This window comes from Pseudomonas sp. LBUM1679, from assembly GCF_059695565.1.
The window spans coordinates 2,120,512-2,145,463 of the sequence record NZ_CP166774.1; the positions used below are offsets into that span (position 1 = coordinate 2,120,512).

A 24,952-nucleotide genomic window follows, 5' to 3' on the forward strand; every position below is an offset into this window, starting at 1 on the left:
GGCCTTTTTCATTTAAACAGTTTTGGGCTCCTTCCCGACTACCTAATTTCCAGCGACAGCCCACTTCCCAGTGCATCCAGCCCGTTTTCTTCCTTGAACTGATGGGTTCCGATTAGAAGCAGCAAGGCGCACAGGGCCCCCAAAAGCCTTACAGGCACTCATTTACGCCAATAGGTAATCGTCTACAGATTTAACGCTGGCGTAGCCGAACTCAAATGCTGCCATTATCGCCGCATGCACTTGAGCGGCAGGCACGTTTACGCCGCGAAATGTGAGATCCAGAGTGGCGCAGGCATCATGCAGCACAGTAACCGGATACCCCATGTCCACTGCTGCACGTACCACAGCGTCGATGCACATGTGGCTCATCGCTCCTATGACAACGATTTCTTGGACATCAGCGGCATCCAGCTGCTGCTTGAGGTCAGTTTCCCTGAAGGCGTTGATGTGCTTTTTGACGATCACGGGTTCGCGACCTTCAGGAGCTACAGCGGGTTGAATTTCCGCGCTGGCAGATCCCTTAATGAAAATTGTAGCTCCCTCGTTATCGGACTCATGCCGTATGTGAAAAACTGGAATACCTGTATCGCGCGCGTGGCTGATCACCCGGATAGCATTCGCGACAGCCCCTTCGATGCCGGTCAAAGGCAATTTGCCAGTGGGCAGATATTCGTTTTGCAGATCAACTACTACAAGACCCCGTTTCATTAACGATCTCCAGTCAATTTATCAACGTGACGTTGTCGTGAGGGCCGAGCTGTTTGCGGGACAGTAAGCCAGCGTCACCTACGGCCCGATTAATCAGAACTCCAGTGAAGCGCCGTCTTCGGGAATATCTACGCGACTCTCAATACCTTGCTTCTTGACGAAGGTGCGCAGCTCTTCACGGGTCAGGAACATGTGATTGATTGCGTCCATGTGCACGGCGACGATTTTCGCGTTTTTCGCAGCCTTCGAGGCGTGGAGAACATCTTCCTCGCCCATGATGATCGAACCCTCATACCCGGTCATTTTTGCTTTCCCGGCATTGAGTACGATGACTTCGGGGTGATATTTCTCGATGGCCTGGTCGACCTCTTTACGCCAGATAGTGTCACCGGCGAGGTAGAGGGTCTTGTAGCCTGGCGCTTGAAAAACGACGCCCATGGCTTCGCCCAGAGGTTTAGCCAAAGCTGGTACGGCATACATTTCGTCAGTGCCATGCTGACCACCGGTCTTGGTGATTTTGACGCCCCCGAATTCAGCTTCATCAGTCAGTACGCGCACATTCTTGAAGCCTTGGGAGCGAATCAGCTGCGCGTCTTCTTCATGCTGCGTGAACAATGGGATGTCTTTAGGCAGCGCTTTTTGTGCGGCATCGTCCCAGTGGTCAAGATGCGTATGCGTGACGATGACTGCGTCGACACCAGAGATAACTTCAGCGGGCGACTCGGTCAGATCAACCAGAGGATTGCGCAGGTTACTCCGGTAGGTATTTTCAAACCCTGGGTAGGCTCCCTTTTTGGCCAGCATAGGGTCGATCAGGAATGTCGTGCCGCCGTAGGTGATTTTCACCGTTGCGTTACGAACTTGCTGCAAGTCCACTTTATGGGATGCGTCCGGCGCGTTGGTGACGTTTGAGCCCGCAAATGCCGGAGTGGCGGCAGCAGCGCAAACAATGCTGAGGGCAAGCGGAAGCGTTCTGAAGTTCATGTGATTAATCCTGTAGATACATCGAGAACACCATTCTTGCCGAATGCTTTTAAGCTTGACAGTGGCCTGAATGACATATTTCGATATAATCGGGCCAAGCGATACGCGGGGTCTGGATTTATGCGATGAGGGGGGCGACGTTCCCTTCCGTCCTTGAAATACATCACTGTGAACGATCGCTCACAATTCCTGTATGCGTTCGATAGCAATTACACGGCAAATCCGAGGCGGCCTGATGCAATCCATACGTGTTGCTGTTCTAGCTTTCAACGGCGTGAGCCTGTTCCATCTCTCTGTGCCGGGAGTGGTGCTGGGGACGGCTCAATCCGCACCTGGTGAACCTCGATACGAGGTTAGTTACTGCGCAGAGACGCCGGGTATGGTGAGTAGCGACCAAGGCATCGGCTTGGAGGTCACTCATGGCCTGGAACTGATGGAGTCCTCTCACGTAATTGTCATTCCAGCGTGGGGCGATCAATCGGTCGCTGCATCCGCAAAGCTCGTGAAAGCCTTACAGCTCGCTAATGTCCAAGGAAAGCTCATAGTCGGGTTATGTTTGGGAGCATTCGTGCTCGGAGATGCCGGGCTGCTTGATGGCAAAGAAGCAACCACTCACTGGGCAGTCAGAGACGAGTTTGCGCGACGCTTCCCTGAAGTTCGTTTCAGGCCCGAGGTGCTCTATGTCAGTGATGGCAACATCATGACCTCTGCGGGAACCGTGGCGGCAATCGATTGTTGCCTGCATCTGATACGCCAGCGGCTCGGTGCTGATGTGGCGAATCGCACCGCGAAGATGCTGGTGACGCCGCCGCATAGGCAAGGAGGCCAAGCTCAATACGTAGAACATCCTGTGCCGCAGCTATCCAGCGAGACTCATTTGTCTGATGTACTGGCGTGGGCCCGAATGAACCTAGCCAGTGATCTATCGCTCGACGTCCTGGCAGACATGGCGAAAATGAGTAGGCGCACGTTTACTCGTCGCTTTAGGGAGGCCACTGGCAGTACCGTCTCTAAATGGTTGAATGCTGAGCGAGTCGCCAGAGCACAACAGCTGCTCGAAACGACCGACCTACCTATCGAGTGTGTCGCCGGTGAGGCGGGTTTCGGAACGCCTTTGTCGTTGAGACAACAGTTCGGCGTTCACCTCGGCACATCGCCTTCTGAGTATCGGCGAATGTTTTTCCGTGAAATGAGGCCAGGCCCGAAGGCGGGCGGCAGTGAGCACATTGCCGAGCCATCCACCCCTTCACAGCTAAAGTTTTAATTATGCCTCTTAGCTCAGGCAGCAAGATTCCTAACGACAGCGAGCAGCGCCTGAAGCGGATGTAACCAGCGCGCGACTTCAGGTTGCCTGAACCATATCAGCCAGGCAGCCAGCCATAAGAATCGAACAGCGGCAGTTATGACGAAGGCAACACGCCATTCGTAACTGTTGACGACAATGCTCGGGCCCAACGCAGCAATCCCCGGGCCTATCAGGCTACCGGCATGGAACAGTGAGGTCGCCATTCCGCGCTCGCCGGCAGGCACCCATTCGCGCAGAGCGCGTCCCCCGGCGGGGTACGAAGTCGACCCTCCGACACCCATCAGCAAACGAGTGATCAGCATGGAGAAGAAACCCCCTGATGCTGCAGAGAGGAGGGGGGCGACAGACCAGACGCCGATGCCCCAGGCGTTGACCAGCCGAGTATCGTATCGATCCTCCAGCATTCCCATGGGTATGAGTGCGAAGAGGTAAAGCCATAAAAAGGAGGACAGCAGAAGGCCCAGCACGAAGGGGCTAATGTCGAATTCTTGAGTGTGGTGAGAGGCAATCGCCAAGGCTAACCGACAGACCCGGCTCAGGCTCGTAGCCGTAGTTAGCGCCCAAGATGAGGACAAAGACGTCGCACTGATCAACCTCTGTCAGGCAGGCATGCACGGAAGAATAGGTGCGGGCTCCAAAATGCTCGCTCATGATCGGCTTCATATCCAGAGCTTCTACGGCGTCCTTGGCAGCCGCTCTGAATTGCTCAAATCCCCTTACCACCGAGCTTATGAATACCTTCATCTGTTCCCCTCAAAATGCTGGCGCCTGTGGATTTGACTGATGCCTGGTGGGATTGTTTCCAGCAACCATCACCTACAGCGTTGGGTGCTCAGCGCCTTTGACCAGATGTCATGATCGCACCGCGAGCAGCGTGCTTCGTGTTCTTCAAGAATAGATTGTGCAAAGCCACAACTCACGCAGCAATAAAGTCCCGAAGCGGGCACTTTTATAAACTCCGCACGATGTTCTAAAGGTAGGACTGACAAGCCAGGGCGCAGGTCTTCTTGATCGTAAAAATAAAGACTGATGTCGCCATCTGTTTCCATAAGCGCCAATTTTACTTGGCCTAAGTGCTCAACGCCCCGTTGTCGAAGCTCCATCAATATTTCGCTCGATGAAATATTCAGCTTCTCTAAGGATTTAAGTTCATATAAGCCATTGCGAATGACGGTTACAGGTAGACCATCAATCCATGCTTCAAATTTCTTGCTTTTGGTCATGACCCAAACCGTCATGCGATAGAGCAGCAACAGCGTGAGGAAAACGACTGCAACGGGCAACAGTGGTACATCATGGTAGAAGGACACGTCTCCGGCAGCGGAGCCCAACGTCAAAATCACGACCAACTCAAAAAGTGAGAGCTGTCTTATCCCGCGTCGGCCACTTGATTTTAAGAACAAGAAAACGGCAAGAAAGGCAAAAGCTGCCCGAAACCCTACCTCTAGCAAAAATGTTAGTGGAAACTCATCTATCAACATCCGTTGAATATCAAAGGGAGACATCATCACCTCTTTTTTGGTTTTTTAGATAATCATTGAATTGTGTGAGTCCTGCCCATCTAAAGCGTTACATCCTCTGAGTAGCTCCACGGGGGCGATGAAAACGGGCTAGTCGTGGAATTTGAATCTCCAATACATGAACCTTAGCCTCGATTCGCCAAAGAATGGTGAGCCAGTTTGCACCATCCGTTACTCACCGGAAGGCTTACTCGCGCAAGCGCGGAATCTGCCCTGTTGGTGCTTGTCGGTTCCCTGGCACGGATTTTACAATCCGGTAGGTGGGTAAGGGCGTGACCTGCGGCCAGCGGGATCATTGCCACCACCCCACTGATTGCAGCGGTTTGTGTGCGTGCCTGATATGGCTTATACAAACGTGAGACCATACATCGTTCTGCTGCCATCCAGGCCATCAATCGAGTGCGACCTTGGTGCAACGGTTTGAAAGCGGGCATTCCATCGGATAACCCACTTAAAGCAGTGACCTTGAGCCGTTCGGGAGTAAAAATGACTGCGAACACAACGCCTCATTCCGTTAGCTCCAGTGAAACAGCTCCAGATGAATCCCTTCGGATGAACGTCGTTCGTAGGTACGCCATTCTTGATTCCCCTCCGGACGGCGCATTTGATCGTGTGACCGCAATAGCAGCGCGCCTTCTCGGCACTCCGATAGCAATCGTGAGCATCGTCGATACAGATCGAATCTGGTTCAAATCCCATCATGGGCTCGACGCAAATCAAATTTCCCGCAATCCAGGACTCTGTGCCTCCGCGATCTTACAGAATGGGCCTTGGTTAGTAACAGACGCTAGGCATGATCCTCGAACGCTTTCTAATCCCCTTGTCGCAGGCGAATTTGGTCTTCAATTTTATTTGGGTGTGCCGCTGCATACTCACGACGGCTTCAATCTCGGTACGTTATGTGTGCTGGACACGCAGCCGCGCACGGTTACCCAAGATCAGATAGACACGTTGGCGGATCTTGCTAGCGTTGTAATGGATCAGCTTGAACTGCGCCTTTCCGCCATGCGATCCATAGCTGAGAAGGAAGCAGCGCTGAATCATTCTCACTTGATGGCCGAGGAAATTGACCATCGAGTCATGAATAGCCTCCATTTGATTGTGTCAATGCTGAGCATTCAGAGTGCTCAGCTGGGCAACTCTGAAGCGGCTAAGGAGATTTCAAGAGCGGCTGCCAAAATATTTGCAGTAGCAAATGTGCATCAGCATATTAACGTCGGTAAGGCTGCCACGACGCTCGATAGTGCTGACTATCTGGTTCAACTGTGTGCTGGCTTATCAGCAATGTTAGGTTGTAGGGATCAGGTAGCTATCTCGGTCGAAGCCGTCCCACTCGCCTTGGCGAGCGAACAACTCAGTCGACTCGGCCTTATCGTTAATGAATTGGTGACAAATGCTTTAAAATATGGGGCCACCAAGGTCGATGTACAATTGGCACCATATGAACATCAGTATTGCCTGACCGTAAGTGACAATGGCAAGGGACTTTCAGCCGACTTTGGTGTGGATAAAATGTCGGGGTTGGGAATGAAAGTAATTACTTCGCTTGTTAAAAATCTGGGTGGCTCGCTAAGTCACCAGCCCAACGCAAACATCGGCGGCACCGCGTTTCAGATAATTTTTTCTCCGATGTTGAGTTTGCGTCCTCGAATTTGAAACGAAGCTTCTCGCTTTACTTACCAAGTACGGCAACAGCTTGAAGGACATCTTCAACCTGCTTGATCTACAGGCTGGTCGTCGCGCTCCGGCTGCCCTGCCGCAATCGGGCACCCGCAAGCCTCGCGAGGTAGGTTTACAAGAATCCGGAATCGGGTGAGGTCGTGGAACCAAGGGCGACTATCACAAAATTTGAAATAGCGGAAAGCGAAATACGGCTCAGACAAGATCGAGTCCTGGCTGACCAAGTGATTTTGGTTTGAGTACAAAAGGGCCCTTCAAGGGGCCTTTTTTGTAGGCGCACCAGGTAAGGCACGTTACGCGTATCTAAGTTTGTAAGTCTCTCCTATGCCAAACGGAGAGTTAGGACTCAGAGGCCACCGGAAGTAAAGGTAGCTTTTATTGACCTTCCGACGGTCGATCTGCCAAAGACGATGGTGGTGATGTGTGTGTACTCATTCATGCTTCAGAAATCGACCGCGATGATCGGGAGAAGGCGATTGGCAGGAATCATATTTGCCAAATAGCCGGTAACGGTTGAGGGCGATCTTGTTGTACATCCAGTCGCGGAACGGGCCTGGGATGATTCGGGCGACTCTCAGCCAGCGCCATGGTGCAGGTAAGCGAGCAAATATTCTGAACATCGCATCGGAGCGAACGTGGAATTGGTGATCAGCGATTAATACGATTGTGTTGAACTCATGCTGTGGTAGGCCGGCCCACTCGAGCAAGGCCTGACCCTCAGGAGACTGCACCGTCGCGAGCTTGATCCGATGTGCCCGGTCATGTTGGATGATGAATTTCGCCCACCCATTGCAGAGTTTGCAGGTACCATCGAATAGAACGACTGCTTCGCCTGGTGGCACTAGCCGCCCGCTTCCTGAGCGATGGGGAGCCATATTCCCTTCCAATTCACACTCCATTTGAAAACGGCCTATAGGCATTGTGTGTTGGTTGAGGATTCTCGGCCTCAGGAGATCCCTTCTATGGCGCCTACTCGATTATCCGTTCTGGAACGGCCTTAGGGATCAAGTTCATATCACGCAGTTTGTCGAACACATAGAAAAATGCCTGATCGCTCGCCTGGTAGGCGGTGAAACCCATGGCCCGGCTCTTTGACATATCCGTGACAACTTCGATGGGCCGACCCAGGTCTGCGTCGGTGTGCCATGGGGAGACCAGACGCCCAATATCGGGTTCTTTCAAGCCGTGTTCCGCTACGATTTGCGTCCAGGCTATTTGATCGTCACCCATTTGCTTTTCAAGGGGCGAGAGGGTTGCGGGGTATTCGGCCGGAGGCAAGTCGAAATATTCGGCAATCCTGTTCCACATCCATTTCCAACGAAACACATCGCCATTGGTAACATTGAATGCCTGATTGGCCGCAGCAGGTGTGGTGGCCGCCCAAATTTGTTGTTTCGCCAGCTGCCGTGCGTCGGTCATATCGGTGAGGCTGTCCCACTGCATCCTTGATCCGGGAAACACAAAAGGGCGATCGGTTTGTTTGCAAATCGATGCATAGACGGCGAGGGTGGTGGCCATGTTCATCGCGTTGCCCACGGCAACCCCGGTGACGGTATGCGGGCGATGCACGCTCCAAGTGAAGCCGTCCTTTTCAGCGGCGGCGAAGAGTTCGTCTTCTTGGGCGTAGTAGAAATTTTCGATGTCCAGACGACCCTGCTCTTCGCGAAAAGGTGTTTGAGGAAGGCTTCCTTTACCATACGCTTCGAACGGGCCGAGGTAGTGTTTGAGACCAGTAACCAGTGCTACATGCTCAACACTCCTGGCCGGGCGAATGGCGGCGAGTACGTTGTGTACCATGGCGGCATTGACGCGAATATTCTCGGCCTCCGTGGCTTGCCTTGACCATGTGGTAATGAATACATGAGTGGGTTTCAAATCCGCCAGCGCATGTTCCAGCGACGCCGGATCCTGAAGGTCTGCCGCGATAGGGATCATTCCGGGGGCCTGCGACGGATGTCGCGACAACGCAGCGACCTGCCACTTGTTGTCGATCAGTAACTGACTAATGGCGCTGCCAACGATGCCGCTGGCGCCCACGACCAATGCTGTCTGGGTCATACGTTTCTCCTGGATGTAGAGTTGGGAGCCCGCATAAGCAACAGAGGTTCAACCTAAAGCGAATACGCACTGACGTCCCCTATGTACCAGGCAGATCATTCGCATCGAATAATCACTTGGCTATCCACCACCTTCGAGCTTGGTTGACCAAGTGATTTTGGTTTGAGTACAAGAAAGGGCCCTTCGAGGGCCCTTTTTTGGTTAGCGATTCCTCCGTCCCGCTATAGCGGCTGACTTTGACGGGGAAGGTTCGGGGCTGAACGAACCAGCGATCAGACGGTATGAATTATTTGTCGTGTTCGTACTCCACCGCCCGAGGAGCAGTTGTTTCTCAATGGCGGTTACCTCCGCGCCGAGGCAAAGCTAATGGCATCGATCGAAGATTTTAGGATGAAATCACAAGAGCTCCTGATAGAGCTCGACGCCGCTACGATGGAAATGATGACGCTGGTGACATCCAAATGCGTTTCAGGCCCTGACTGGGATTTTGCCAGCAAGAGGCAGCACGACGCCTATGAAAGCTGGGATGCTTTTATGAATACGCCTAACACAGGGATTTAAATTCCAGGTTCTGAAAAGGACGGGCTCACTAGCTGAGATCGACAAACTCGATCAGTGCTTTTTGTCTGATGCAGGAGAGTTCTATGAGTCGGCAAGGAGTGTTTTTAGCAAAAGCGTTAAAAACACATCAAGAGTACGAAGTGGCGACAGTTGTCATCTGCGACATGGTGACCAAGCCTCGCGGGTAAAAGTCTACAAAAATCTGCCTACCGGCGAGGTCATCGAAACCAAAGGCGGTAACCACAAGGGTCTTAAAGAATGGAAAGCAGAATACGGCTCCGACACCGGCGAGTCCCGGCTTTCCAAGTGAGTTTAGTTTGAGTACAAAAAGGCCCGAGAGGGCCGTTTTTGTTGGCATTCCGGAGGAATACGAGTAAACGTCTAACACAGGTGTTAGTGAGTACCAGCGCTGACGTGAGAGATATCCAGTTCAATTCGCAGATTGGGATGGGTGGTAAACCGGTTTCACATATTTGATCAGGATGAGCCACCTTGACGAGAATTCTGACTTCCGAGATAAGTGACACCGCACTCAACGAACGCAATGCGAAGATGTTCGGGTCGCCGAAGGAGCGCTTGGATTTTTATCGTAGAGAGATTCACTACGAAACCAGCATCTTGGCCAATCGAACTGACGCCTATCTGGCATCCCAGTCCTTTTTAGTCATCGCATTTGCCTCTTCTATGGGCAATCTCAACCCAGAGTGGGGCAAGTTGTTCACGCTAGTGGTACCACCGTTTCTTGCGTTGCTTGGCGTGCTAAGTTTGCTGAATGCTTGGCCAGGTATTCGCGCGGCATACGACATTATTGACCACTGGCATTTCAAGCAGAGCGAGCTATTGCATAGCGAGCCTGTAATAGGGTTGGCGTATGACGACTCGCCTTTATTTTGTGAGCGAGAGTCCACGCACAAGGGGTACCGAAAGGCGTTGCTGTTTTCGGTTCGCACACCTTGGATTTTTGCGACGTTTTGGATATTGCTTGGCATTTGGTCGATTTATATTCAAATCACAAATCCAGGTGCTTGAGCCTAAACAGAGAGGCAAATCTTTGCTGTTTGGTCGCTGGTGACAGGCCGGGCGACCAGCTTTGGCAGAGGCAATGCCCTCAAAACCGAGCGCACCCAAGTCGAGTTCGTCGACGAAGGAATCAACCTCGCACCTCGGATTTCCTTGAGCCATCTAGCAGGTATTCCGAAGATCAGTAGCTCTGCGTCCAAATGAAAACTCGATCACAGGTTATAGGGTGTACCATCGATAGGTGCCCATCAAAAATTAGTGAGCCATGTCCAGGGAAAGCGAAGAGGGCCGCCAGATCGTAGCTTCTCTGGCGCGCCGGATCGGTGACATTGCTGATCTTGCAAAGACCGCCCACGCAATTATTTCAACCTTGCAGGATATGGACGCAGCCCTCAGGCCCATCATCGGCCAGCAAGGGGTTGTCGCGCTTTATCGCCGCAGCCTCAATCTGTGCGTTTCCAATCATCCTCGACTGGCCGGCACCTGTGACAGAGTGCAGGCAGGCATGGATTTGATTGCCCTCAAATCCGTAATCGTTGAGCAAAGCGACGCCGATGCGCTGTTTTTCGGTGAAGTGTTGCTGACTACCTTTTACGCACTGCTGACCACGCTGATCGGGCCCTTACTCACCGCACGTTTGCTTCGTGGTATGTGGGAACCTTTATTGAGCGACACCCCTTCGCAGGAAAATTCGCCATGAGCACCAAAGTGACTATCAACCGCCTGGCCACCGGTGTGCCAGGACTGGACGAGGTGCTGGGCGGAGGATTGCCGGAGTTTTCGTTCAACCTGATCGCCGGCCCGCCTGGCTGTGGCAAAACTACCCTGGCGCATCAGATGATGTTCGCCCTGGCGACGCCCGAGCGCCCGGCGCTGTTCTTTACCGTATTGGGCGAGCCGCCGCTGAAGATGCTGCGTTATCAGCAACAATTCGATTTTTTCGACAGCGATGCGATCAACCAGTCGATTCGTTACATCAACTTGACCGATGACACTCTGGCCGGGAATCTGGACGAAGTGCTGCGGCGCATCGTCAGCGAAGTCGAGGCGCACTCTCCAGCGCTGGTGTTCGTCGACTCGTTTCGTTCGGTGGTGCTGGCCAGCCAGACCCAGGACAACCCCAACAACAACCTGCCGCAGTTCGTTCAGCAACTGGGCATGTTGATGACCACTTGGCAGGCGACGACCTTCCTGATTGGCGAGTATTTCACCGAAACCGACACCAACCCGATTTTCACCGTGGCCGATGGCCTGATCTGGCTGCGCCAGAGCGTTCAGCGCAACTCGATGGTGCGCAAGCTGGAAATCATGAAGATGCGCGGCCAGCCAACGCTGCCAGGCCTGCACACCTTCCGCATTGCGACGTCGGGGATCAAGGTGTTTGCACCCGCGCCACTCAACCCGGTTGAAGCGCCGCTGGAGTTCCCCATCAAGCGCCTGAAAATGGGCGTGCCGCAACTCGATGAGATGCTCGGCGGCGGCCTGCCTCGCGGTTATTCCTTACTGGTGGCCGGGCCGTCAGGGTCGGGCAAAAGCATTCTGGCGGCGACCTTCCTGGCCGAAGGCGCACGCAACGGCGAAACCGGCGTGATCGCGGTGTTCGAACAACGGCCCAATCACTTCCAAAATGCCACCCTCATTCATTTGATCCAAAACGGTCAGGTCGGTTTGGTGGACAGTCGTGCACCGGACTTGTCCATCGACGAAGTCGTCCAGTTGCTGTTGGCCGAGATCTCTCGCCTGAAAGCCACTCGTTTAGTGATCGACTCGTTGTCAGGCTTCGAACTGGCGCTGGCGCCGACCTTCCGTGAAGACTTCCGTGAATCGCTGTCGCGCATGGTCACCGCGCTGACTGGTGCCGGGGTCAGTGTGCTGATGACCTCTGAGCTGGAAGACCGCTACACCGACTTGCGTTTCAGCCCTTACGGCACAGCGTTTCTCACCGACGCGATCATCGTTCAACGCTATATCGAAGTAGAGAGTCGCTTACTGCGCATCATGGCCGTGGTCAAGTTGCGGGCCAGCGCCCACTCCGATGAGCTGCGCCTGTACAGCATCGACAAAAACGGCCTGCAGATCGGCGAAATGCTTCAAGACCAAGAAGGCCTGCTCGGTGGCCGACCGACAAAACAGAGTTCAGGTGCGGAGCGCACAGGAGATAAAATGTTTGAGCCAGGCTCATGAGTAATGTCGATGGCAAGAATGAGCGTGAGATCGCAAATGCCGCTCACGAACTCTTTCTGCTTGGCCAGAAAACCGTTGAAGGGCGCGCCGTGCTGGCAGCCCTGCAAAAAGAGTTGAGTGACGCCAGCAGCCAGCTGGTGGATAGCCAGCAGGTCGAGCAAGTGATTGATTCCAATCAGCAGCTAGTACCGGCGAAACTCCTGGTGCAGTCGGCCGATATAGTCACCCCTCGCTTGGAAGAGCAGCGTTTGTACCAGGAACTGCGTGAGGCTAATGCACAGCTGGTCATCGCCGCGCTCAGCGCTCAAGACCTTCAGGCTGTAGCCGAGCACGCACTGAGTCAGCAAAAAAGCATACTGACGACGGTGGCGCATGAGCTACGTAACCCATTGACCCCCATCAGCATGATTGCAGAACGTATGGTGCGACTGCCAAGCGATCAGCTGCCGAGGATGCGGGAGTTGATCGAAGGCCAAGTCCAACATATGTCACAGTTGGTCGACGATCTGCTGGACGTCTCCCGTGCCAGCACTGGTAAGTTGCGACTCAATCGCCGCGAGGTCGACATGATTCAGGTTCTGCGTGAAGCCATTGATGCGTGCCGCCCTTTGATGAGCGCACAAGAGCAGCATTTCAACGTCCATCTTCCCAATGGGATCTTGATGGTAAATGGTGACCCGGGGCGCCTCGCACAGATTATCCACAACCTTCTGGCGAATGCGGCTAAATACACCCCGACCCACGGTAGGATCAAACTGTCTGTAACGGTAGCGTCCGACGTTTTGAAAATATCCATTTCCGACAATGGAATCGGCATTTCCGCTAAAGCACTCCCGTTTATTTTCGACCCCTATGTTCAGGACGTGCATGCCGTCGGCTTCAATGGGACAGGCTTAGGCATCGGACTAACAGTAGTCCGCGAGCTGGTTGAGGCGCACGGCGGCGAGGTTACCGGCATGAGCGAGGGTGATGGCAAGGGTAGCGAGTTCGTGGTCACGTTACCGTTGGTGATCCATTCAAGAGGATAAGAAACGCGTGAACAGTGATTCATTTGATTACAGGGGCACGCCCCTTTTTCCAGCCAGACAAAATGACTGCCGTCCATCGCTCGGGCTGATCCATTAAAAACCACAATCAAGATTCTTGGTGGGTACTGCGACTTCTAACTTCAAGTCAGACCCGCTGAGCACAGGATCCGACATGAACGCAACGGACGACTTTAGATTTAAATCTCATGAGCTGCTTTTAGATCTGGATGCAGCTATTAGCAAAATGATGATGTTGGTCGCAACTCGCGATCTTTCCGGTGAAAGGTGGTGTACGGCTGTAACGCGACATTCGGACGCGTATGCAGCTTGGAGTTCACATCTCAACGAGTCATCGCTATCGAACCCTCAATTCTTTAATTTGGAGAATTCACATCTGGATCACTGAGCGGAATGAGAGTGGTCATGCGACCAACCGGGCCAAGCCAGCCCACATAAGCCAGCAACACGAGTGTCAGCCACTACCCGCACGTAGCGCTTATACGGAATGAACACCTGCAGAAGCAGAGAAACCAGACCAAAGCCGACTGCGTAGAATTGAGACGATCCGCCTATCAACAGCTTCAACGCCGCCCCCCCGCTTTTCGCTATGCACTTTTCATATAAAAAAGTGTCGACTATTAGCTCCCTTTAAGGGCCCTTTGTATGTTCAGTGTTGCAACGGCAAACTTCACTAATAGTCGAGGCCAGGAGTTGCTAGCGGGAGCGCTCTCGCCGTCCACGGCGATTAAGCGCGTATACACATCCGCCAAATAACAATGCCACGCCTGCAGCAACCAGGATGGACGGTCTGTGCTTGGCTGCACGCCACCCACCTTCAATGCGGCGAACACCACTTGGCGGCGCAAACAGATTCCCTGATGACGATTCAGACTGTGGGCCATGTTCTACACCTAGGCGAGTCAACCATCCTGACAAGAGCGGGAACCCCGGTACCAGGAAATGCGCCAGACGGGCCATCGTGGCCGCACCTCCCACAGTGGTGCTGGGTCTTGGACGTAACGCACAGGCAACCATCGCCTGGGCGACGAGATGCGGATCATAGAGGGGCGGCGGTGGCTTGAGCGCATGACCGGTGAAGTTGCCTGCATCACGAAATCCCGGTGTGTCCATGACAGCCGGATAGATGTCGCACACATGGATATTGGGGTATCCGACCAGTTCTCCGCGCAACGCTTCGCTCAAACCGCGCAAGCCGTATTTGCTGGCTGAGTAAGCAGCGGCATAGGGCTGTGCGACCCAGCTCCCCAGCGACAAGGTGTTGATCAACGTGCCGCGTTTTTGCACCTTGAAGTAAGGCCATGCCACATAGGCGCCGCGCAGGTAACCGATCAGATCCGTTTGCAGCACCTGCTCATGTGCTTCAAGAGGTGTTTCCTCGAACCTACCCACCGCTCCGACACCTGCATTGTTGACCCAGATGTCTATCTGTCCGTTACCAAACGCGGCAGCTCTATCTGCCAATGCTCGCATTTGTTCGCTGTTAGTCACATCAGTTTGGACTGCGAGGGCCGTGGCACCGCGTGCAGCACATTCTTCGACGACTTCAGCGAGCGCGGCTTCATCTCGTGCCCCCAGTACCAGGAGTGCGCCCTTACTGGCGAATGCATGAGCTGCTGCGCGGCCTATGCCGCTTGATGCCCCAGTGATGACCACCAGTTTGTTGTAGAGGGCGCTTGTCGGGTCTCTGCGGTACACCTCAGGACGGTCTCTAACCTCTGATGAGGGTAAATCCACTTGGGCGTTATATCGCACCTTGTTCAGCTTCAAACGTGCGCCATCGATCAAGGTCAATGTCAGATCTTCAATGGTGCCGGCGACTCGATCTGGAAACACCGGTTCGCCTAAAGGATCAAGTTCGTCGTACAAAAATCGCTGACCTTCCAGCCACCCGACGGCAGTCATTAATTCGGGGCCCAGGTAGTATTTTCCGTCGAGGAAGAATCCCGGAAAATTTCGTGTGCGTTCCAGGCTTTCGACGGCGTAACGCTCGCCAGGCTTCATACCGGTCAATGAGTTGATCATGGTGACATCCTCAGGTTCGCTGGTGTTGAGATAGAGGATGGGCTGTCTTCATTGTTCCATCGAGATGACTGAATGGCCTAATAGGCGTCCCTTCAGCTATTTGAGAGTGACTTTTTCAAACTCGTTGGGAAGGTAGTGGTCAACCAATCACCACATTGCCAATGCGCGCGGCGCGCTAGGAGATCGGATGGACAACTACCACATCACCAAGACCGACAAGCTCTGGGCACTAACAAAGGAAGGCGCACAAAGGGCGTCGAAGACGGCCTCGACCAAGGCTGAAATCACCGCGCTGGCGGGTGAGTTCCTTCAGGGCAAAACTGCGTCGCTGAAGATTCACAAAGAGGACGGGACTATTCAGGAAGAAAGAACTTTTCCTCGTAGTGCTGACCCACGAAAATCCAAAGGCTAGCCAGTCATCCTGAAGATTCAGTGCTGATGCGGACGGCCAGTCGGATCTTCGATTTGAATGACCTTTCCTTTGCGCCAAGCGTCAGCACCTGGGTCAATAGCGGGTGCAGGGATGTCGGCCCGGGCTTTCCTTTTTCGGGTGCTATCGACGCCAAGTTTTCTGTCCCGATCTGTCACCAGTCGCTGGTCGATCTGGCCATCAGCGGTGAATCCCATCATCAGTTGCGGAACACCCAACGGTAGATCTTTATTGAGGTCGGTGTGCCATGTATGCCACGTCTTGCCGTAGGTATGGATGAGCTTTTCCATCAGCGCATGCTCCGCAATTTCCGGAATGCCGGGGGCAACCAATTGACCGGACTTCACTTCATGAACGTGGCTGTGCCATAGCGCTTTTTCTGACTGGGGCAATTTGGCGAACAGCTGCTCGCTGATGATGTATTCCACCCCCATGAGCTTCGCGTCCTTGCGATTTCCATCGTAGATCACGCACTGGATCACTTCTTCATTCAGGATGGAGCAATAGTGGTGAGCCTCCATTTGAACGTCAGGGTGGCCGTTGTAAAAATGGAATCCATCGAGGTAGGCATTGAGTGCATCGATGGGCGGGCGTGATTGGAGCAGGGCGGCGCCCGCATCCAGTGTGCGGGTTGTGGCTGTCTTTTCCTCGCCCGGTGCAACGACATTGGACGACGTAGTGTTACCGGCGCATGCAGTCAGCAAGCCGAGGATCGTCAGCATCAACGATGCCTTTGACGCGATGGTAATCGGGTGGTGAACATTTTTTATTTTCATGGCAGATCCTTCATACAGACAGCTTCCAGGCATTGATGACGAATGACGACCGCGTTGGATACCAGTGCACACATACCTTGATAGAAAGCGCTGACAAGCTCGCGTTCAAACTGATGAAGACAACGGCCTCCCTGATGATCTGGGCCACCTACTTTGGGCTAGAAGCATCGTCGTCGGAGGCATCAAAACTGATCTCACCGGCTTCACCCATAACGCTGTACTGCTTCCGCAGTTTTCTAAGCTCCCTGGTGCCCATCTTGTCCAAGGACAACGTGGCGTTTTGCGCTTCCTTGGTCGCTCGGATCAGCTCATCGATTTTCAGATGCAAAATGTCGTTGTCCCGGTTCTGGGTGTTCTGGATCAAGAAAACCATCAGGAACGTGATGATCGTCGTCGACGTATTGATGATCAGTTGCCACGTATCGTTGAAATGAAAATACGGGCCCGTCACTGCCCACACAACGATGAGACAAATAGCGGTGAGGAACGTCTTCGAACTGCCAGCCCGGTTGGAGAGTGCTTGGCAGAATTTTGAGAATTTCATGATTGCGAGCTCTGGGTGTGGTGCAGGTAGACCACGGTGAGCCTTTGAAATTCTTTCTGACAAAATGTCCTCGTCGTTGGGAAGCTTTTGGTTTTCACAATAGTGGGAGGTGAATTAGAGAAGAAAACTTTCGCTAACGAGACTGGCCCACAGGTTCCTCCCACTCGCCACCATTCGCAACCGGAACGCTCCCCAAATCATAGGGATTAACGCCTTCCATGCAGCCGATATTGAAGCCAAATTCGTTCGGATTGGTACTGCGTCGGTGATGGGTATAAATGCCGCAGATCCCGCAAAAGAAATGTTCGGCGACCTGCCTTCCGAATTGATATTTACGTAATGCAGCTTGGCCGCGAATCACTTTCAAATCCGCTGCTGGCACCGCAGCGACTATTGCTCCCTTGCGTTTGCAGAACGAGCAATCGCATCGATGTGGTTCAGGCAGACCTGCAGGTAAGTGGATCTCGAGAACAACGGCACCGCAGTGACATCACGCTCGGTGAAGAGGCTGAATGGGGGTCTTACCAATGGCTTTGAGCATTTGTGTGATCACGTTGCCACCTCTGTCCAATCCAAGATTGCTGATTCACGCCATCTCACGTCACTGAGCCCGTACTTTTCAGCTTGAGGCTTGGTAACGACTTTGAGCGGCGGTCGTCCTGGTTTAGGTATAGGTGCCACTCCAGCATCACAACTTGCCCAATGCCAAGCGTCGGCGTTGCTTTTTATCTTCGTCCTGATAATGAAGGACTTGGCCTCCCCATGAAGTTTGTACTCGATGATGTAAAGATCGGTATTCATGAGGCCCCCTCCATTTTGCTCATAGACAAAGGAGTGGCTGCGTTAGAAAAAAATTCAAAGCGATTTTCTGCGAAGGTAACCCGCTGATTTTTGTCGATCCGGTCAGATCGATTTGAAGGCTAAAAATTTAGCTGATGCTCCTATGCATCATGGCCTGCTATGAGTTCTTCACTAGGTATCCACGCGATGTTGAAAAAGAAAAATGCTACCGGCTTCGGGTGCCAGGACTACCCAACGTTGGGGATGGCTGGCTCCTACAGGGCGGCCATGATCATCATCAGGTTCACGCCCTGCATCAACTCCGTGATCGCCGCCAGGCTGCATGTCTGCATAAGTGCCAGCAGCATCAAATGGGGTGATGCGGATGCCAGGTAATCCAGAAGATCCATGTCCTGCTTAAGGCTCAGCGCAATGTCCATCACCGCCATCAATGCCGATGTGGCCACTGAGCCTGCTGCTAGCGCGGTCAACACCATCGCAGGCGCTGCTAGTACAGCCATCGAAAGGGTCACTGCCGTGTCCAACGTCATGAATCACCTCGTTTCTCGATTTCCCCATCTCCCTGTAAATGCAATGCCTGAGCCAATGGCTGGAAATCTTCGAGAACATTGAGTCGTTGTAATTTTACGAGTGGAATGAGGTAGGTTCAGCAGGGAAAGTATTTTCTATTTGTTCGCCTCGCCAGCTGCAGCTCAATCAGCTCGTCCCTGAAGTGGTTGGCGGGGTGAACTTGTTTTTTGTCGGTTTTTTTTCATCGATACGACCGGAAATCTTGAGCATCTGTCGTGAGAGGAACATTGTGAAATCGACCGCTGTTGGCCGATAGGCGGGGGGGGCGGCTGCATTCACTTCCAATCGGTATATCGCCGCTCGCGGATGGGCGTAGGCTGAAAGTGTCGCTGCTCCGCCAGGGATCTGAAGGATGGCCTTAAGCTTGAGACTCATGCTTTCGTCAAATCAAGCTGAGCTCCCTGGCTGGCTCATGTCAAAGGAGCCTTTATGCTGTCCATTCTCGAGCTGTGCCACATCATCGAATCAGCGTTTCTACCGCTCTCATGCGAATGTAGAGTCGAGCCATCGGGATCACTTCAAATACAGATTAGCGAACCAATATCCGGGCGAGTTGAGCTTCTTGTTACCGGTATTTCTGCATCTCGTCTCACTGGAAACCAAGCTATATCCCAGCTCATAAATGAATTAAGGGAGGAGCTCAATTTCACCCATGACAGACCCCATAGCGGCCTATCGACGAGGGTGAGCTGCTAGATGCGATTTCCCACCGCAAATCGGGTGTCGCTCAAGTAGCGCCAAAATAACACTGTGTAGAGAACGTCACCCGATGCCAAGGCCGGTAACGGCCAGGGGATACTGCCCGCCAACCAATGGCCATAAATCAGGACGACAAACACGGGTTTGAGGAGTGCCCCGAGCAGGATGTACGGGCGATAGCGCACTGGATCGACGCTGATCATCCAGTACACCCAACCGAACATGACCACCAGCGTCATGGTGATCTGCATAAACAGGGCAGACGTCGGCGTGATTTCCAGTCCCATCAGGTCGGCCACCGGACGCATGGCGACCAGCAATGGAAGACCTGCGAGAACGTTGAAGCAAGCGGCGGATTTGAACAGTCCATTGGTGTAATTGCTTGGCATGGTGTGCGTCATGGCTTCACTTCCTCGATCAAGAGCACGGTGAAGAGGGAGGATTCAAGTCTGCGGGTGACGCCTGATCTTCTCACGCGGCTCGTTTGGGCCAATGTCATTCTTGTTGTTCTCCATTGATGCGACCGAAGTCATCCAGCCGATGTTGGCTGGCTTATTCTGAGAACCGCACCGCATCAATAGTTTGTTAATACACGACAATCATTTGTGATTGGATGCCATCTTTCCTAGGACATGGGGGAATGGACGGGCGCCGTGTCATCGACATCAATCTGAACGGCGTTTTCTTTTGCGCCAGGGCGGCAATTCCGGCCATGCTGGCCAACGGCGGTGGCGTCATCATCAACACAGCGTCGGTGGATGGTCTGGTGGGCATGGAAACACTGCCTCACTACACGGCGGCCAAGCATGGCGTTTTCGGCCTGACCAAGGCCTGCGCGCTTGAGCATGGGCGGCAGAACATTCGCAGAGTCGCCATCGCCCCTGGTTATATCCGCACCACCATGACCGAAGACAAATTTTTGAGGAGATTAGTGCTTGCGAATGACCGTTTCTGGCCGAGTGCAGTCTGTCGACGGGCAAATATCCCGATGCCCGCGCTTGCCATGCAGGGGATGTCCAGCACGGCCAACGATCTCCAAATTGAGCGAATCAACGTGCCCACTGCGGCTCGAAACGGGCGAGGGTTGTATCGACCAGGCGGATACTGTCGCGTCCGCCACGCTTGGAGGCGTAGAGCACGGTGGCGCCTTGCTCGATCAGTGCTGCCAGGCTGGTGGGCGGATGGTCGAAGAGAGTGGCTCCGATGCTCAGGGTAGCCTACCTGCCACACCTGATTTCTGCACTCGGCCAGCGCCATATGACGAGTATCCGGCATACCACCGGATCGGCCGGCGCAGCGAATGTCTTAACGCAATGCGCGCCTTAGGGTTGGCCCCCAACGACCAACCTTAATATGTCGTTGTTTTACTTGGCGCGCATCACTCTTCGTTTCGGATTTGCCCACCTAGCTATTATAGTCGTAGGGCTTAGTTCCATAGAAAGAATGGATTTCCGTTGCCCAAGACTCTTCGGCCATATTAGGCCAACTGTCCTTGTCAAAACCTGGAGCATTTTCCAAACGCTCTTTCTCTACGTTTAACAGGAAGCGCTTGTTTACTGTGTCAAGAGTCAGCGCACTCCAGGGTACCGCAAACAGTTTTTCTCCCATGCCAAGAAATCCACCAAAGGATAGAACGGCATAACTCACTCTGCCGCTGCGAACATCCAGCATGATTTCCTTGATATCCCCCAAGTCTTCTTCGTTATGGTTATAAACATCATTTCCAATGAGTGTGTCTGCCCCCATCAGGTCGGGGCCAGGCCCCTGTTCCTCGGAGCCGGTATCCCGCAGGAGGTTGGTTTTGTACATACCATAGGTATCGCGATCTTCGTAGTTCATTGCTATCTCCTATCAGCAATCGCTAATCAATCAGAAAATGCACACACTGCCTTCATGGGCTGTATTAGTGGGAGTCATCTGCTTTAGAAAAAGTCGAATTTTTTTTCTGCGTGACGACGAGTGGTCGGGTGAAAATGAAAAATAATTTATCGGCTTTTAGTTAGGGTACTTTCCATGGGTGATGGTTAGGTTGTTTTATATGTGGGTATTAACTCTATCGATATCGTAAATGCTTGAGCGAAGTTATTTCCTGCTGTGCTCAGTATGTCTGGATAGGTTTCCAGGTTGGGGCTACTCAATAAGTAGGGTCTTGAAAGCTGATAGGCACTTGTCTCCCCGCAGCGTCTTCGACTCTAATGTTATCATTATTGGAAAATCGTCAAATGCGAGGAGGAAAAGCTCCTTTTCTATCAGCACCTCCCATACACGCACATCCGCTCCGTCAGATTGACTGATGACTGTTCCTCCAAGTAGTCTAAGTATGAAATCTGCATACTCGGGAAAATACTCCCAATTGACACTTGATGTCAGGTTCAGACATGATCTGCCGGAGTGCATTTTTTCAATAGTCAGTTCGCTTGGATTTATCTTGTTTCTCATCATCGCTCTTTCACCGACATGATTGGCCCCTCATGACACTGACGCTTTTCGTCTTTGCCTTTCAGTCCATTGCCGGACTCATTGGCACTTGTATCGTGCTACCCCGCCCTGGCGTTATGCCGCTGTCTACCAGGAACATCGACCATCCCTCCAAGCCTTGGCGAATTTTTTACCGGGTCATGGCCATCTGCATGTGCAACCTGGGGGGGTGTCTGGTGATCATGATTCCACTGGCCAGCCTCAATTCCGGCGGCCTATCGGACGTCACTCGCGCATTGCTATTGCTCGCTCTGCCAATTCCCTTGCTCATCGTCTTCTATTGGCTGCTTGCCAAAGCAGTGCGCAAACGGGTCAGGGAGACACAATAAGCTGTCTCGCAAATTGACCCTAAGCGGACATCTGAACATCTGGCCGCTCACGCAAAGGATAAGGTCGTAAGATGTGTGCTTCATTGCCGATAAGGAAGTCGCCATGTCACCGAACAAGGCTTGCCCCGTCATCCTCTCCAGTATTCCTGGTGCACACATCCTTCTGTTCCGCCATCCAATAGCAGGCGTACAACTGGTCAAAGGGAGAATCGAGAAAGGTGAAACTCCAGCTCAGACCGCTCTGCGTGAATTAAGCGAAGAATCAGGCATTGCAGCCGCCTCGGTTGTCAGCGATATGGGCTGCTGGGACGCCGGGCATCTCGACCAGATATGGTCATTTCAACTGTGTTTCACGCAGGCACCCTTGCCGGAGCAATGGACTCATTTCACGCTTGATGACCATGGCCATTCCTTCAGCTTTTTTTGGGCACCTCTCGATAATTTGCCGTATGCCGACTGTCATCCGGTCTTCCGTCGAGCTTTACGGTTCCTGACTGCCAGGCTGACAGCGCAAGGTTATGTATTGGCTGATGATCAAAGCAGAAACACATCATCCGAAGCTCCGACTTGATGTTCTCAGGCGGCTTTCGAGCGGCTGCTTCTGGCCCAGAGTGTGTAAAAACGCCTTCGCAAACCCTTGCTATGATTTCTGAGGATTTCATCGCAAGGATCGCCCATGAAGCGCTTTATTCAAGGTGAACATCGAGGCCAAAGTACCTTCCTTCCCGAAAGCCTCGACGACTACGTCACGGATACAAATCCGGTGCGCGTAATCGACGTCTTTGTCGACGAACTTGACCTGGTCAAACTGGGTTTTGAAGGCGCTATACCGGCAGATACTGGCCGGCCGGCGTACCACCCCGCTGTCCTTCTGAAGATCTATATCTACGGCTATTTGAACCGCATTCAGTCGAGCCGGCGCCTGGAACGAGAAACCCAACGCAACGTCGAGCTGATGTGGCTGACCGGGCGTTTGATGCCCGATTTCAAGACCATCGCCAACTTCCGAAAAGACAACAGCAAGGCCATCCGAGGCGTCTGCCGCCAGTTCGTGATGCTGTGCCAGCAGCTGGGATTATTCGGAGAAAATCTGGTTGCCATCGACGGCAGTAAATTCAAGGCAGTCAACAATCGCGACCGCAATTTCACCAGCGCCAAACTGAAGCGGCGCATGGAAGAAATTGAATCGAGTATCAATCGGTATCTGACTGCGCTCGACGAAGCCGATCAGCAAGAACCCTCAATCGCTCAGCCCAAGGCTACCCGTCTGCAAGAGAAAATCGACAAGCTCAAAGCCCAGATGAAAGAGTTACAGGTCATTGAAACTCAGCTCAACGAATCGCCAGACAAACAGGTCTCACTGACCGATCCAGACAGCCGCTCCATGATGACGCGCGGCACGGGAATCGTCGGCTACAACGTGCAGACAGCGGTCGATACACAGCACCATTTGATCGTTGCGCACGAGGTGACCAACGTCGGTTCCGACCGAGATCAACTCAGCTCAATGGCCAAGCAAGCCCGCGAGGCGATGGCGGCAGATACGTTGTCGGTAGTGGCTGACCGAGGTTACTTCAAAAGCGAACAAATCCTGGCTTGTCACGATGCAGGCATCACCGCCTATGTGCCCAAGCCGATGACCTCTGGAGCCAAGGCTGACGGGCGTTTCAATAACGATTCCTTCATCTATGACGCGGCAAAAAACGAATACATTTGCCCGGCTGGAGAGGCGCTGATCTGGCACTATTCCTACGTTGAAAAAGGCCTGAAGTTGCATCGTTACTGGAGTTCGAAATGCCGGGGCTGTGCAATGAAACCGCAGTGCACACCGAGCACAGAACGGCGGGTTCGACGCTGGGAGCATGAAGTCGTACTGGAGGAAATGCAGGACAGGCTAAGCAACGCGCCGGAAATGATGCAGATCCGAAAACGGACTGTTGAGCATCCCTTCGGGACGCTCAAACAATGGATGGGTGCGACGCACTTCCTGACCCGAAAGCTGGCCGGGGTGAGTGCGGAGATGAGCCTGAATGTGCTCGCCTACAACATGAAACGGGTCATGAAAATCATCGGCACTACTGGCTTGATGAAAGCATTAACGGTGTAAAAACCGTTCTTTTTTTACCCCATCCGAAGGGCTTTAACAGGCTACTGAGCCGTTTTAACTGTTCCTGAAAATGTCGTGACCTTGATCAGGTTGCGAAGCGTGAGCACGGTCTCCTAGCGTCGATATAGAAACCCAATCTCACGTTTTTACACACTCTGGGCCGATGGCTGCCTGTCGCAATGGCTTGTAAGCGGCCTCAAAGCAGACATCATCGAATGTGTACGTTATAGGCAGATTGTGGCTAGCTATGAATGACGGCACTCGACCAGAACCCTTCAGCATTCGTACAGATCGAAGAAGGTTTAAGCCCCTCGTGCGCTCGACGATACGTGAGACGTTTGGGTTCAACGCGAAGACTCGATGGATATCTCAAGGCCCTGGCTTGTCGTTCATTCTCTTAGGAAGATCGATTGCGCTGGCCGTAAGCCAGGCCCGTGACCTATTGGTAGGTCACTCAGGTGCCATGTGCACCGCGAGGCTCAAGTTGATGAACTGCTCATTCTTGCTGATTGTGTATGAAACTCCACGGACGATGTCAGCGACATCCGAAGATCCTCGAAAAGTTTCCATTTAGGTTAATTGGATAGGGGCCATTGCTGCACGTAGAAAGGCCTAAACTGAATATTGGCCCTAATAGGACACATGCCATGAGACCACGAGATTTGTAGCAATGCTGGTGGCGTTGGTAATCACATGGGCTTTCCTGGTGTGGAGTCTCACTGCCTTGTTTGAACCAAGCTTTCCTGATGACCCCATAGGCAATCCAGCGCCTACAGAAGCCAGTTCACATAGAGCGAGACAAGCGAGTGCAACGAGGAACAAAATTAATCCCGTGCTCCTATCCGGTTTAGAGGTTAGCTCGCATGACCACGAAGGCATTCGTTGCGCTATTGGTTGTTCTCGGTGCCATCTGGATTTTCTTGGTGTGGGGAACGACGGCTTGGTTTGGGCTGAGCGCCGGGGATATCGAGCGTGAGCATAACCCAGCGTCTGTCGAAGCCAGTTCGCTACAAGAACAGGCGCCATGAACAGCAGCGAGTGGATTTTGTTCTTGGTTGGACTAATGGGACACGTGGGTAGCTGTTGTCGTGATGGGGCGGATGGTTTTTGGCATCCATGGGTAGAG

General features: G+C 53.0%; 28 protein-coding genes and 4 pseudogenes. 14 read left to right on the plus strand and 18 right to left on the minus strand.

Features of this window, described 5'->3' with window-relative positions; all coding sequences use genetic code 11:
* Positions 1-162: 162 nt before the first annotated feature.
* Both ACA062_RS09795 and ACA062_RS09800 read right to left on the minus strand, forming a co-directional pair.
* Entirely contained in the window at positions 163-708 is a 546-nt protein-coding gene (locus tag ACA062_RS09795) for a cysteine hydrolase family protein (protein WP_497456188.1), read from the minus strand.
* 93 nt (positions 709-801) lie between these two features.
* Entirely contained in the window at positions 802-1,692 is an 891-nt protein-coding gene (locus ACA062_RS09800; RefSeq protein ID WP_497456189.1) for an MBL fold metallo-hydrolase, read from the minus strand.
* Positions 1,693-1,927: 235 nt separating this feature from the next.
* Here ACA062_RS09800 and ACA062_RS09805 point away from each other — a divergent pair, with 235 nt between their 5' ends.
* Positions 1,928-2,956 carry a GlxA family transcriptional regulator gene (locus ACA062_RS09805; protein ID WP_497456190.1) on the plus strand — a complete coding sequence of 343 codons (1,029 nt, stop codon included), beginning with the start codon at positions 1,928-1,930 and terminating at the stop codon, positions 2,954-2,956.
* A 14-nt stretch (positions 2,957-2,970) separates the two neighbouring features.
* Here the strand turns inward: ACA062_RS09805 and ACA062_RS09810 are convergent, their stop codons facing one another.
* The 3 genes from ACA062_RS09810 to ACA062_RS09820 form a co-directional block, all read right to left on the minus strand.
* Positions 2,971-3,513 (minus strand): MFS transporter, encoded by a 543-nt coding sequence (locus ACA062_RS09810; RefSeq protein WP_497396786.1) that lies wholly within the window; start codon positions 3,511-3,513, stop codon positions 2,971-2,973.
* Positions 3,473-3,742, minus strand: a complete 270-nt coding sequence (locus tag ACA062_RS09815; RefSeq protein WP_497266495.1) for a DUF4062 domain-containing protein — start codon at positions 3,740-3,742, stop codon at positions 3,473-3,475. The genes ACA062_RS09810 and ACA062_RS09815 overlap by 41 nt, the downstream gene beginning before the upstream one ends.
* Before the next feature lie 68 nt (positions 3,743-3,810).
* Positions 3,811-4,503 carry a DUF421 domain-containing protein gene (locus ACA062_RS09820; protein WP_497456191.1) on the minus strand — a complete coding sequence of 231 codons (693 nt, stop codon included), beginning with the start codon at positions 4,501-4,503 and terminating at the stop codon, positions 3,811-3,813.
* A 501-nt stretch (positions 4,504-5,004) separates the two neighbouring features.
* Here ACA062_RS09820 and ACA062_RS09825 point away from each other — a divergent pair.
* Positions 5,005-6,174 carry a sensor histidine kinase gene (locus ACA062_RS09825; RefSeq protein WP_497456192.1) on the plus strand — a complete coding sequence of 390 codons (1,170 nt, stop codon included), beginning with the start codon at positions 5,005-5,007 and terminating at the stop codon, positions 6,172-6,174.
* A gap of 455 nt (positions 6,175-6,629) precedes the next feature.
* On the opposite strand, the gene ACA062_RS09830 is transcribed toward ACA062_RS09825, so the two are convergent.
* Together ACA062_RS09830 and ACA062_RS09835 are read right to left on the minus strand one after the other, a co-directional pair.
* Positions 6,630-7,073, minus strand: coding sequence for a thiol-disulfide oxidoreductase DCC family protein (locus tag ACA062_RS09830; protein WP_497456193.1), 444 nt, complete (start codon positions 7,071-7,073; stop codon positions 6,630-6,632).
* A 94-nt stretch (positions 7,074-7,167) separates the two neighbouring features.
* Complete coding sequence (locus tag ACA062_RS09835; RefSeq protein WP_497456194.1) at positions 7,168-8,256, minus strand: SDR family oxidoreductase; 1,089 nt, start codon at positions 8,254-8,256, stop codon at positions 7,168-7,170.
* A gap of 366 nt (positions 8,257-8,622) precedes the next feature.
* Between ACA062_RS09835 and ACA062_RS09840 the strand changes: the two genes are divergently transcribed.
* The 6 genes and pseudogenes from ACA062_RS09840 to ACA062_RS09865 all read left to right on the plus strand — a co-directional run bounded on the left by ACA062_RS09840 (position 8,623) and on the right by ACA062_RS09865 (position 13,049).
* On the plus strand, positions 8,623-8,817 hold the full coding sequence (locus ACA062_RS09840) for a hypothetical protein (protein ID WP_497284354.1): 195 nt from the start codon (positions 8,623-8,625) through the stop codon (positions 8,815-8,817).
* A gap of 175 nt (positions 8,818-8,992) precedes the next feature.
* Positions 8,993-9,127, plus strand: a pseudogene (locus tag ACA062_RS09845) (transcriptional regulator); the annotation flags it as partial.
* A gap of 182 nt (positions 9,128-9,309) precedes the next feature.
* Positions 9,310-9,846, plus strand: a complete 537-nt coding sequence (locus tag ACA062_RS09850) for a hypothetical protein (RefSeq protein ID WP_497456195.1) — start codon at positions 9,310-9,312, stop codon at positions 9,844-9,846.
* A 256-nt stretch (positions 9,847-10,102) separates the two neighbouring features.
* A complete protein-coding gene (locus ACA062_RS09855) occupies positions 10,103-10,537 on the plus strand; it encodes a hypothetical protein (protein WP_497456196.1) in 435 nt (144 codons plus the stop codon).
* Positions 10,534-12,021 carry an ATPase domain-containing protein gene (locus tag ACA062_RS09860; protein WP_497456197.1) on the plus strand — a complete coding sequence of 496 codons (1,488 nt, stop codon included), beginning with the start codon at positions 10,534-10,536 and terminating at the stop codon, positions 12,019-12,021. The genes ACA062_RS09855 and ACA062_RS09860 overlap by 4 nt, the downstream gene beginning before the upstream one ends.
* Positions 12,018-13,049 carry a sensor histidine kinase gene (locus tag ACA062_RS09865; protein WP_497456198.1) on the plus strand — a complete coding sequence of 344 codons (1,032 nt, stop codon included), beginning with the start codon at positions 12,018-12,020 and terminating at the stop codon, positions 13,047-13,049. Before ACA062_RS09860 ends, ACA062_RS09865 begins: the two co-directional genes overlap by 4 nt.
* Before the next feature lie 714 nt (positions 13,050-13,763).
* On the opposite strand, the gene ACA062_RS09870 is transcribed toward ACA062_RS09865, so the two are convergent.
* Positions 13,764-15,092 (minus strand): SDR family oxidoreductase, encoded by a 1,329-nt coding sequence (locus tag ACA062_RS09870; protein WP_497456199.1) that lies wholly within the window; start codon positions 15,090-15,092, stop codon positions 13,764-13,766.
* Positions 15,093-15,279: 187 nt separating this feature from the next.
* Between ACA062_RS09870 and ACA062_RS09875 the strand changes: the two genes are divergently transcribed.
* Positions 15,280-15,504 (plus strand): DUF2188 domain-containing protein, encoded by a 225-nt coding sequence (locus ACA062_RS09875; RefSeq protein ID WP_064679878.1) that lies wholly within the window; start codon positions 15,280-15,282, stop codon positions 15,502-15,504.
* A gap of 17 nt (positions 15,505-15,521) precedes the next feature.
* Here the strand turns inward: ACA062_RS09875 and ACA062_RS09880 are convergent, their stop codons facing one another.
* From ACA062_RS09880 to ACA062_RS09905, 6 genes and pseudogenes are all read right to left on the minus strand, one after another.
* Positions 15,522-16,244: an OBAP family protein gene (locus tag ACA062_RS09880; protein WP_497457392.1), complete on the minus strand. Its 723-nt coding sequence runs from the start codon at positions 16,242-16,244 to the stop codon at positions 15,522-15,524.
* A gap of 202 nt (positions 16,245-16,446) precedes the next feature.
* Entirely contained in the window at positions 16,447-16,842 is a 396-nt protein-coding gene (locus tag ACA062_RS09885; RefSeq protein WP_497456200.1) for a low affinity iron permease family protein, read from the minus strand.
* Positions 16,843-16,975: 133 nt separating this feature from the next.
* Positions 16,976-17,383 (minus strand): annotated as a pseudogene (locus ACA062_RS09890) (GFA family protein).
* A gap of 8 nt (positions 17,384-17,391) precedes the next feature.
* The gene (locus ACA062_RS09895) at positions 17,392-17,643 is read right to left on the minus strand and encodes a DUF6555 family protein (RefSeq protein WP_497456201.1); all 252 of its coding nucleotides are present in this window, start codon (positions 17,641-17,643) and stop codon (positions 17,392-17,394) included.
* Between the two features lie 254 nt (positions 17,644-17,897).
* Positions 17,898-18,173 (minus strand): hypothetical protein, encoded by a 276-nt coding sequence (locus ACA062_RS09900; protein WP_497456202.1) that lies wholly within the window; start codon positions 18,171-18,173, stop codon positions 17,898-17,900.
* Between the two features lie 166 nt (positions 18,174-18,339).
* Positions 18,340-18,588, minus strand: coding sequence for a hypothetical protein (locus ACA062_RS09905; RefSeq protein WP_497456203.1), 249 nt, complete (start codon positions 18,586-18,588; stop codon positions 18,340-18,342).
* A gap of 54 nt (positions 18,589-18,642) precedes the next feature.
* Here ACA062_RS09905 and ACA062_RS09910 point away from each other — a divergent pair, with 54 nt between their 5' ends.
* Positions 18,643-18,909, plus strand: coding sequence for a DUF1652 domain-containing protein (locus ACA062_RS09910; RefSeq protein WP_497456204.1), 267 nt, complete (start codon positions 18,643-18,645; stop codon positions 18,907-18,909).
* Here ACA062_RS09910 and ACA062_RS09915 read toward each other — a convergent pair.
* The gene (locus ACA062_RS09915; RefSeq protein ID WP_497456205.1) at positions 18,906-19,313 is read right to left on the minus strand and encodes a hypothetical protein; all 408 of its coding nucleotides are present in this window, start codon (positions 19,311-19,313) and stop codon (positions 18,906-18,908) included. The two genes, ACA062_RS09910 and ACA062_RS09915, sit on opposite strands and share 4 nt — an antisense overlap.
* Positions 19,314-19,552: 239 nt before the next feature.
* On the opposite strand from ACA062_RS09915, the pseudogene ACA062_RS09920 reads away from it, so the two are divergent.
* Positions 19,553-19,816: pseudogene (locus ACA062_RS09920) on the plus strand (SDR family NAD(P)-dependent oxidoreductase); the annotation flags it as partial.
* 145 nt (positions 19,817-19,961) lie between these two features.
* On the opposite strand, the pseudogene ACA062_RS09925 reads toward ACA062_RS09920, so the two are convergent.
* From ACA062_RS09925 to ACA062_RS09935, 3 genes and pseudogenes are all read right to left on the minus strand, one after another.
* Positions 19,962-20,126 (minus strand): annotated as a pseudogene (locus ACA062_RS09925) (GGDEF domain-containing protein); the annotation flags it as partial.
* Positions 20,127-20,316: 190 nt separating this feature from the next.
* Entirely contained in the window at positions 20,317-20,751 is a 435-nt protein-coding gene (locus ACA062_RS09930; protein WP_497456206.1) for a PRC-barrel domain-containing protein, read from the minus strand.
* A gap of 291 nt (positions 20,752-21,042) precedes the next feature.
* Positions 21,043-21,354, minus strand: a complete 312-nt coding sequence (locus tag ACA062_RS09935) for a DUF3630 family protein (protein WP_497456207.1) — start codon at positions 21,352-21,354, stop codon at positions 21,043-21,045.
* A 29-nt stretch (positions 21,355-21,383) separates the two neighbouring features.
* On the opposite strand from ACA062_RS09935, the gene ACA062_RS09940 reads away from it, so the two are divergent.
* The 3 genes from ACA062_RS09940 to ACA062_RS09950 all read left to right on the plus strand — a co-directional run bounded on the left by ACA062_RS09940 (position 21,384) and on the right by ACA062_RS09950 (position 23,826).
* A complete protein-coding gene (locus tag ACA062_RS09940) occupies positions 21,384-21,719 on the plus strand; it encodes a hypothetical protein (protein ID WP_497456208.1) in 336 nt (111 codons plus the stop codon).
* A 103-nt stretch (positions 21,720-21,822) separates the two neighbouring features.
* The gene (locus tag ACA062_RS09945; protein WP_497456209.1) at positions 21,823-22,290 is read left to right on the plus strand and encodes an NUDIX hydrolase; all 468 of its coding nucleotides are present in this window, start codon (positions 21,823-21,825) and stop codon (positions 22,288-22,290) included.
* Positions 22,291-22,395: 105 nt separating this feature from the next.
* Positions 22,396-23,826, plus strand: coding sequence for an IS1182 family transposase (locus tag ACA062_RS09950; RefSeq protein ID WP_497452874.1), 1,431 nt, complete (start codon positions 22,396-22,398; stop codon positions 23,824-23,826).
* Positions 23,827-24,952: the final 1,126 nt, after the last annotated feature.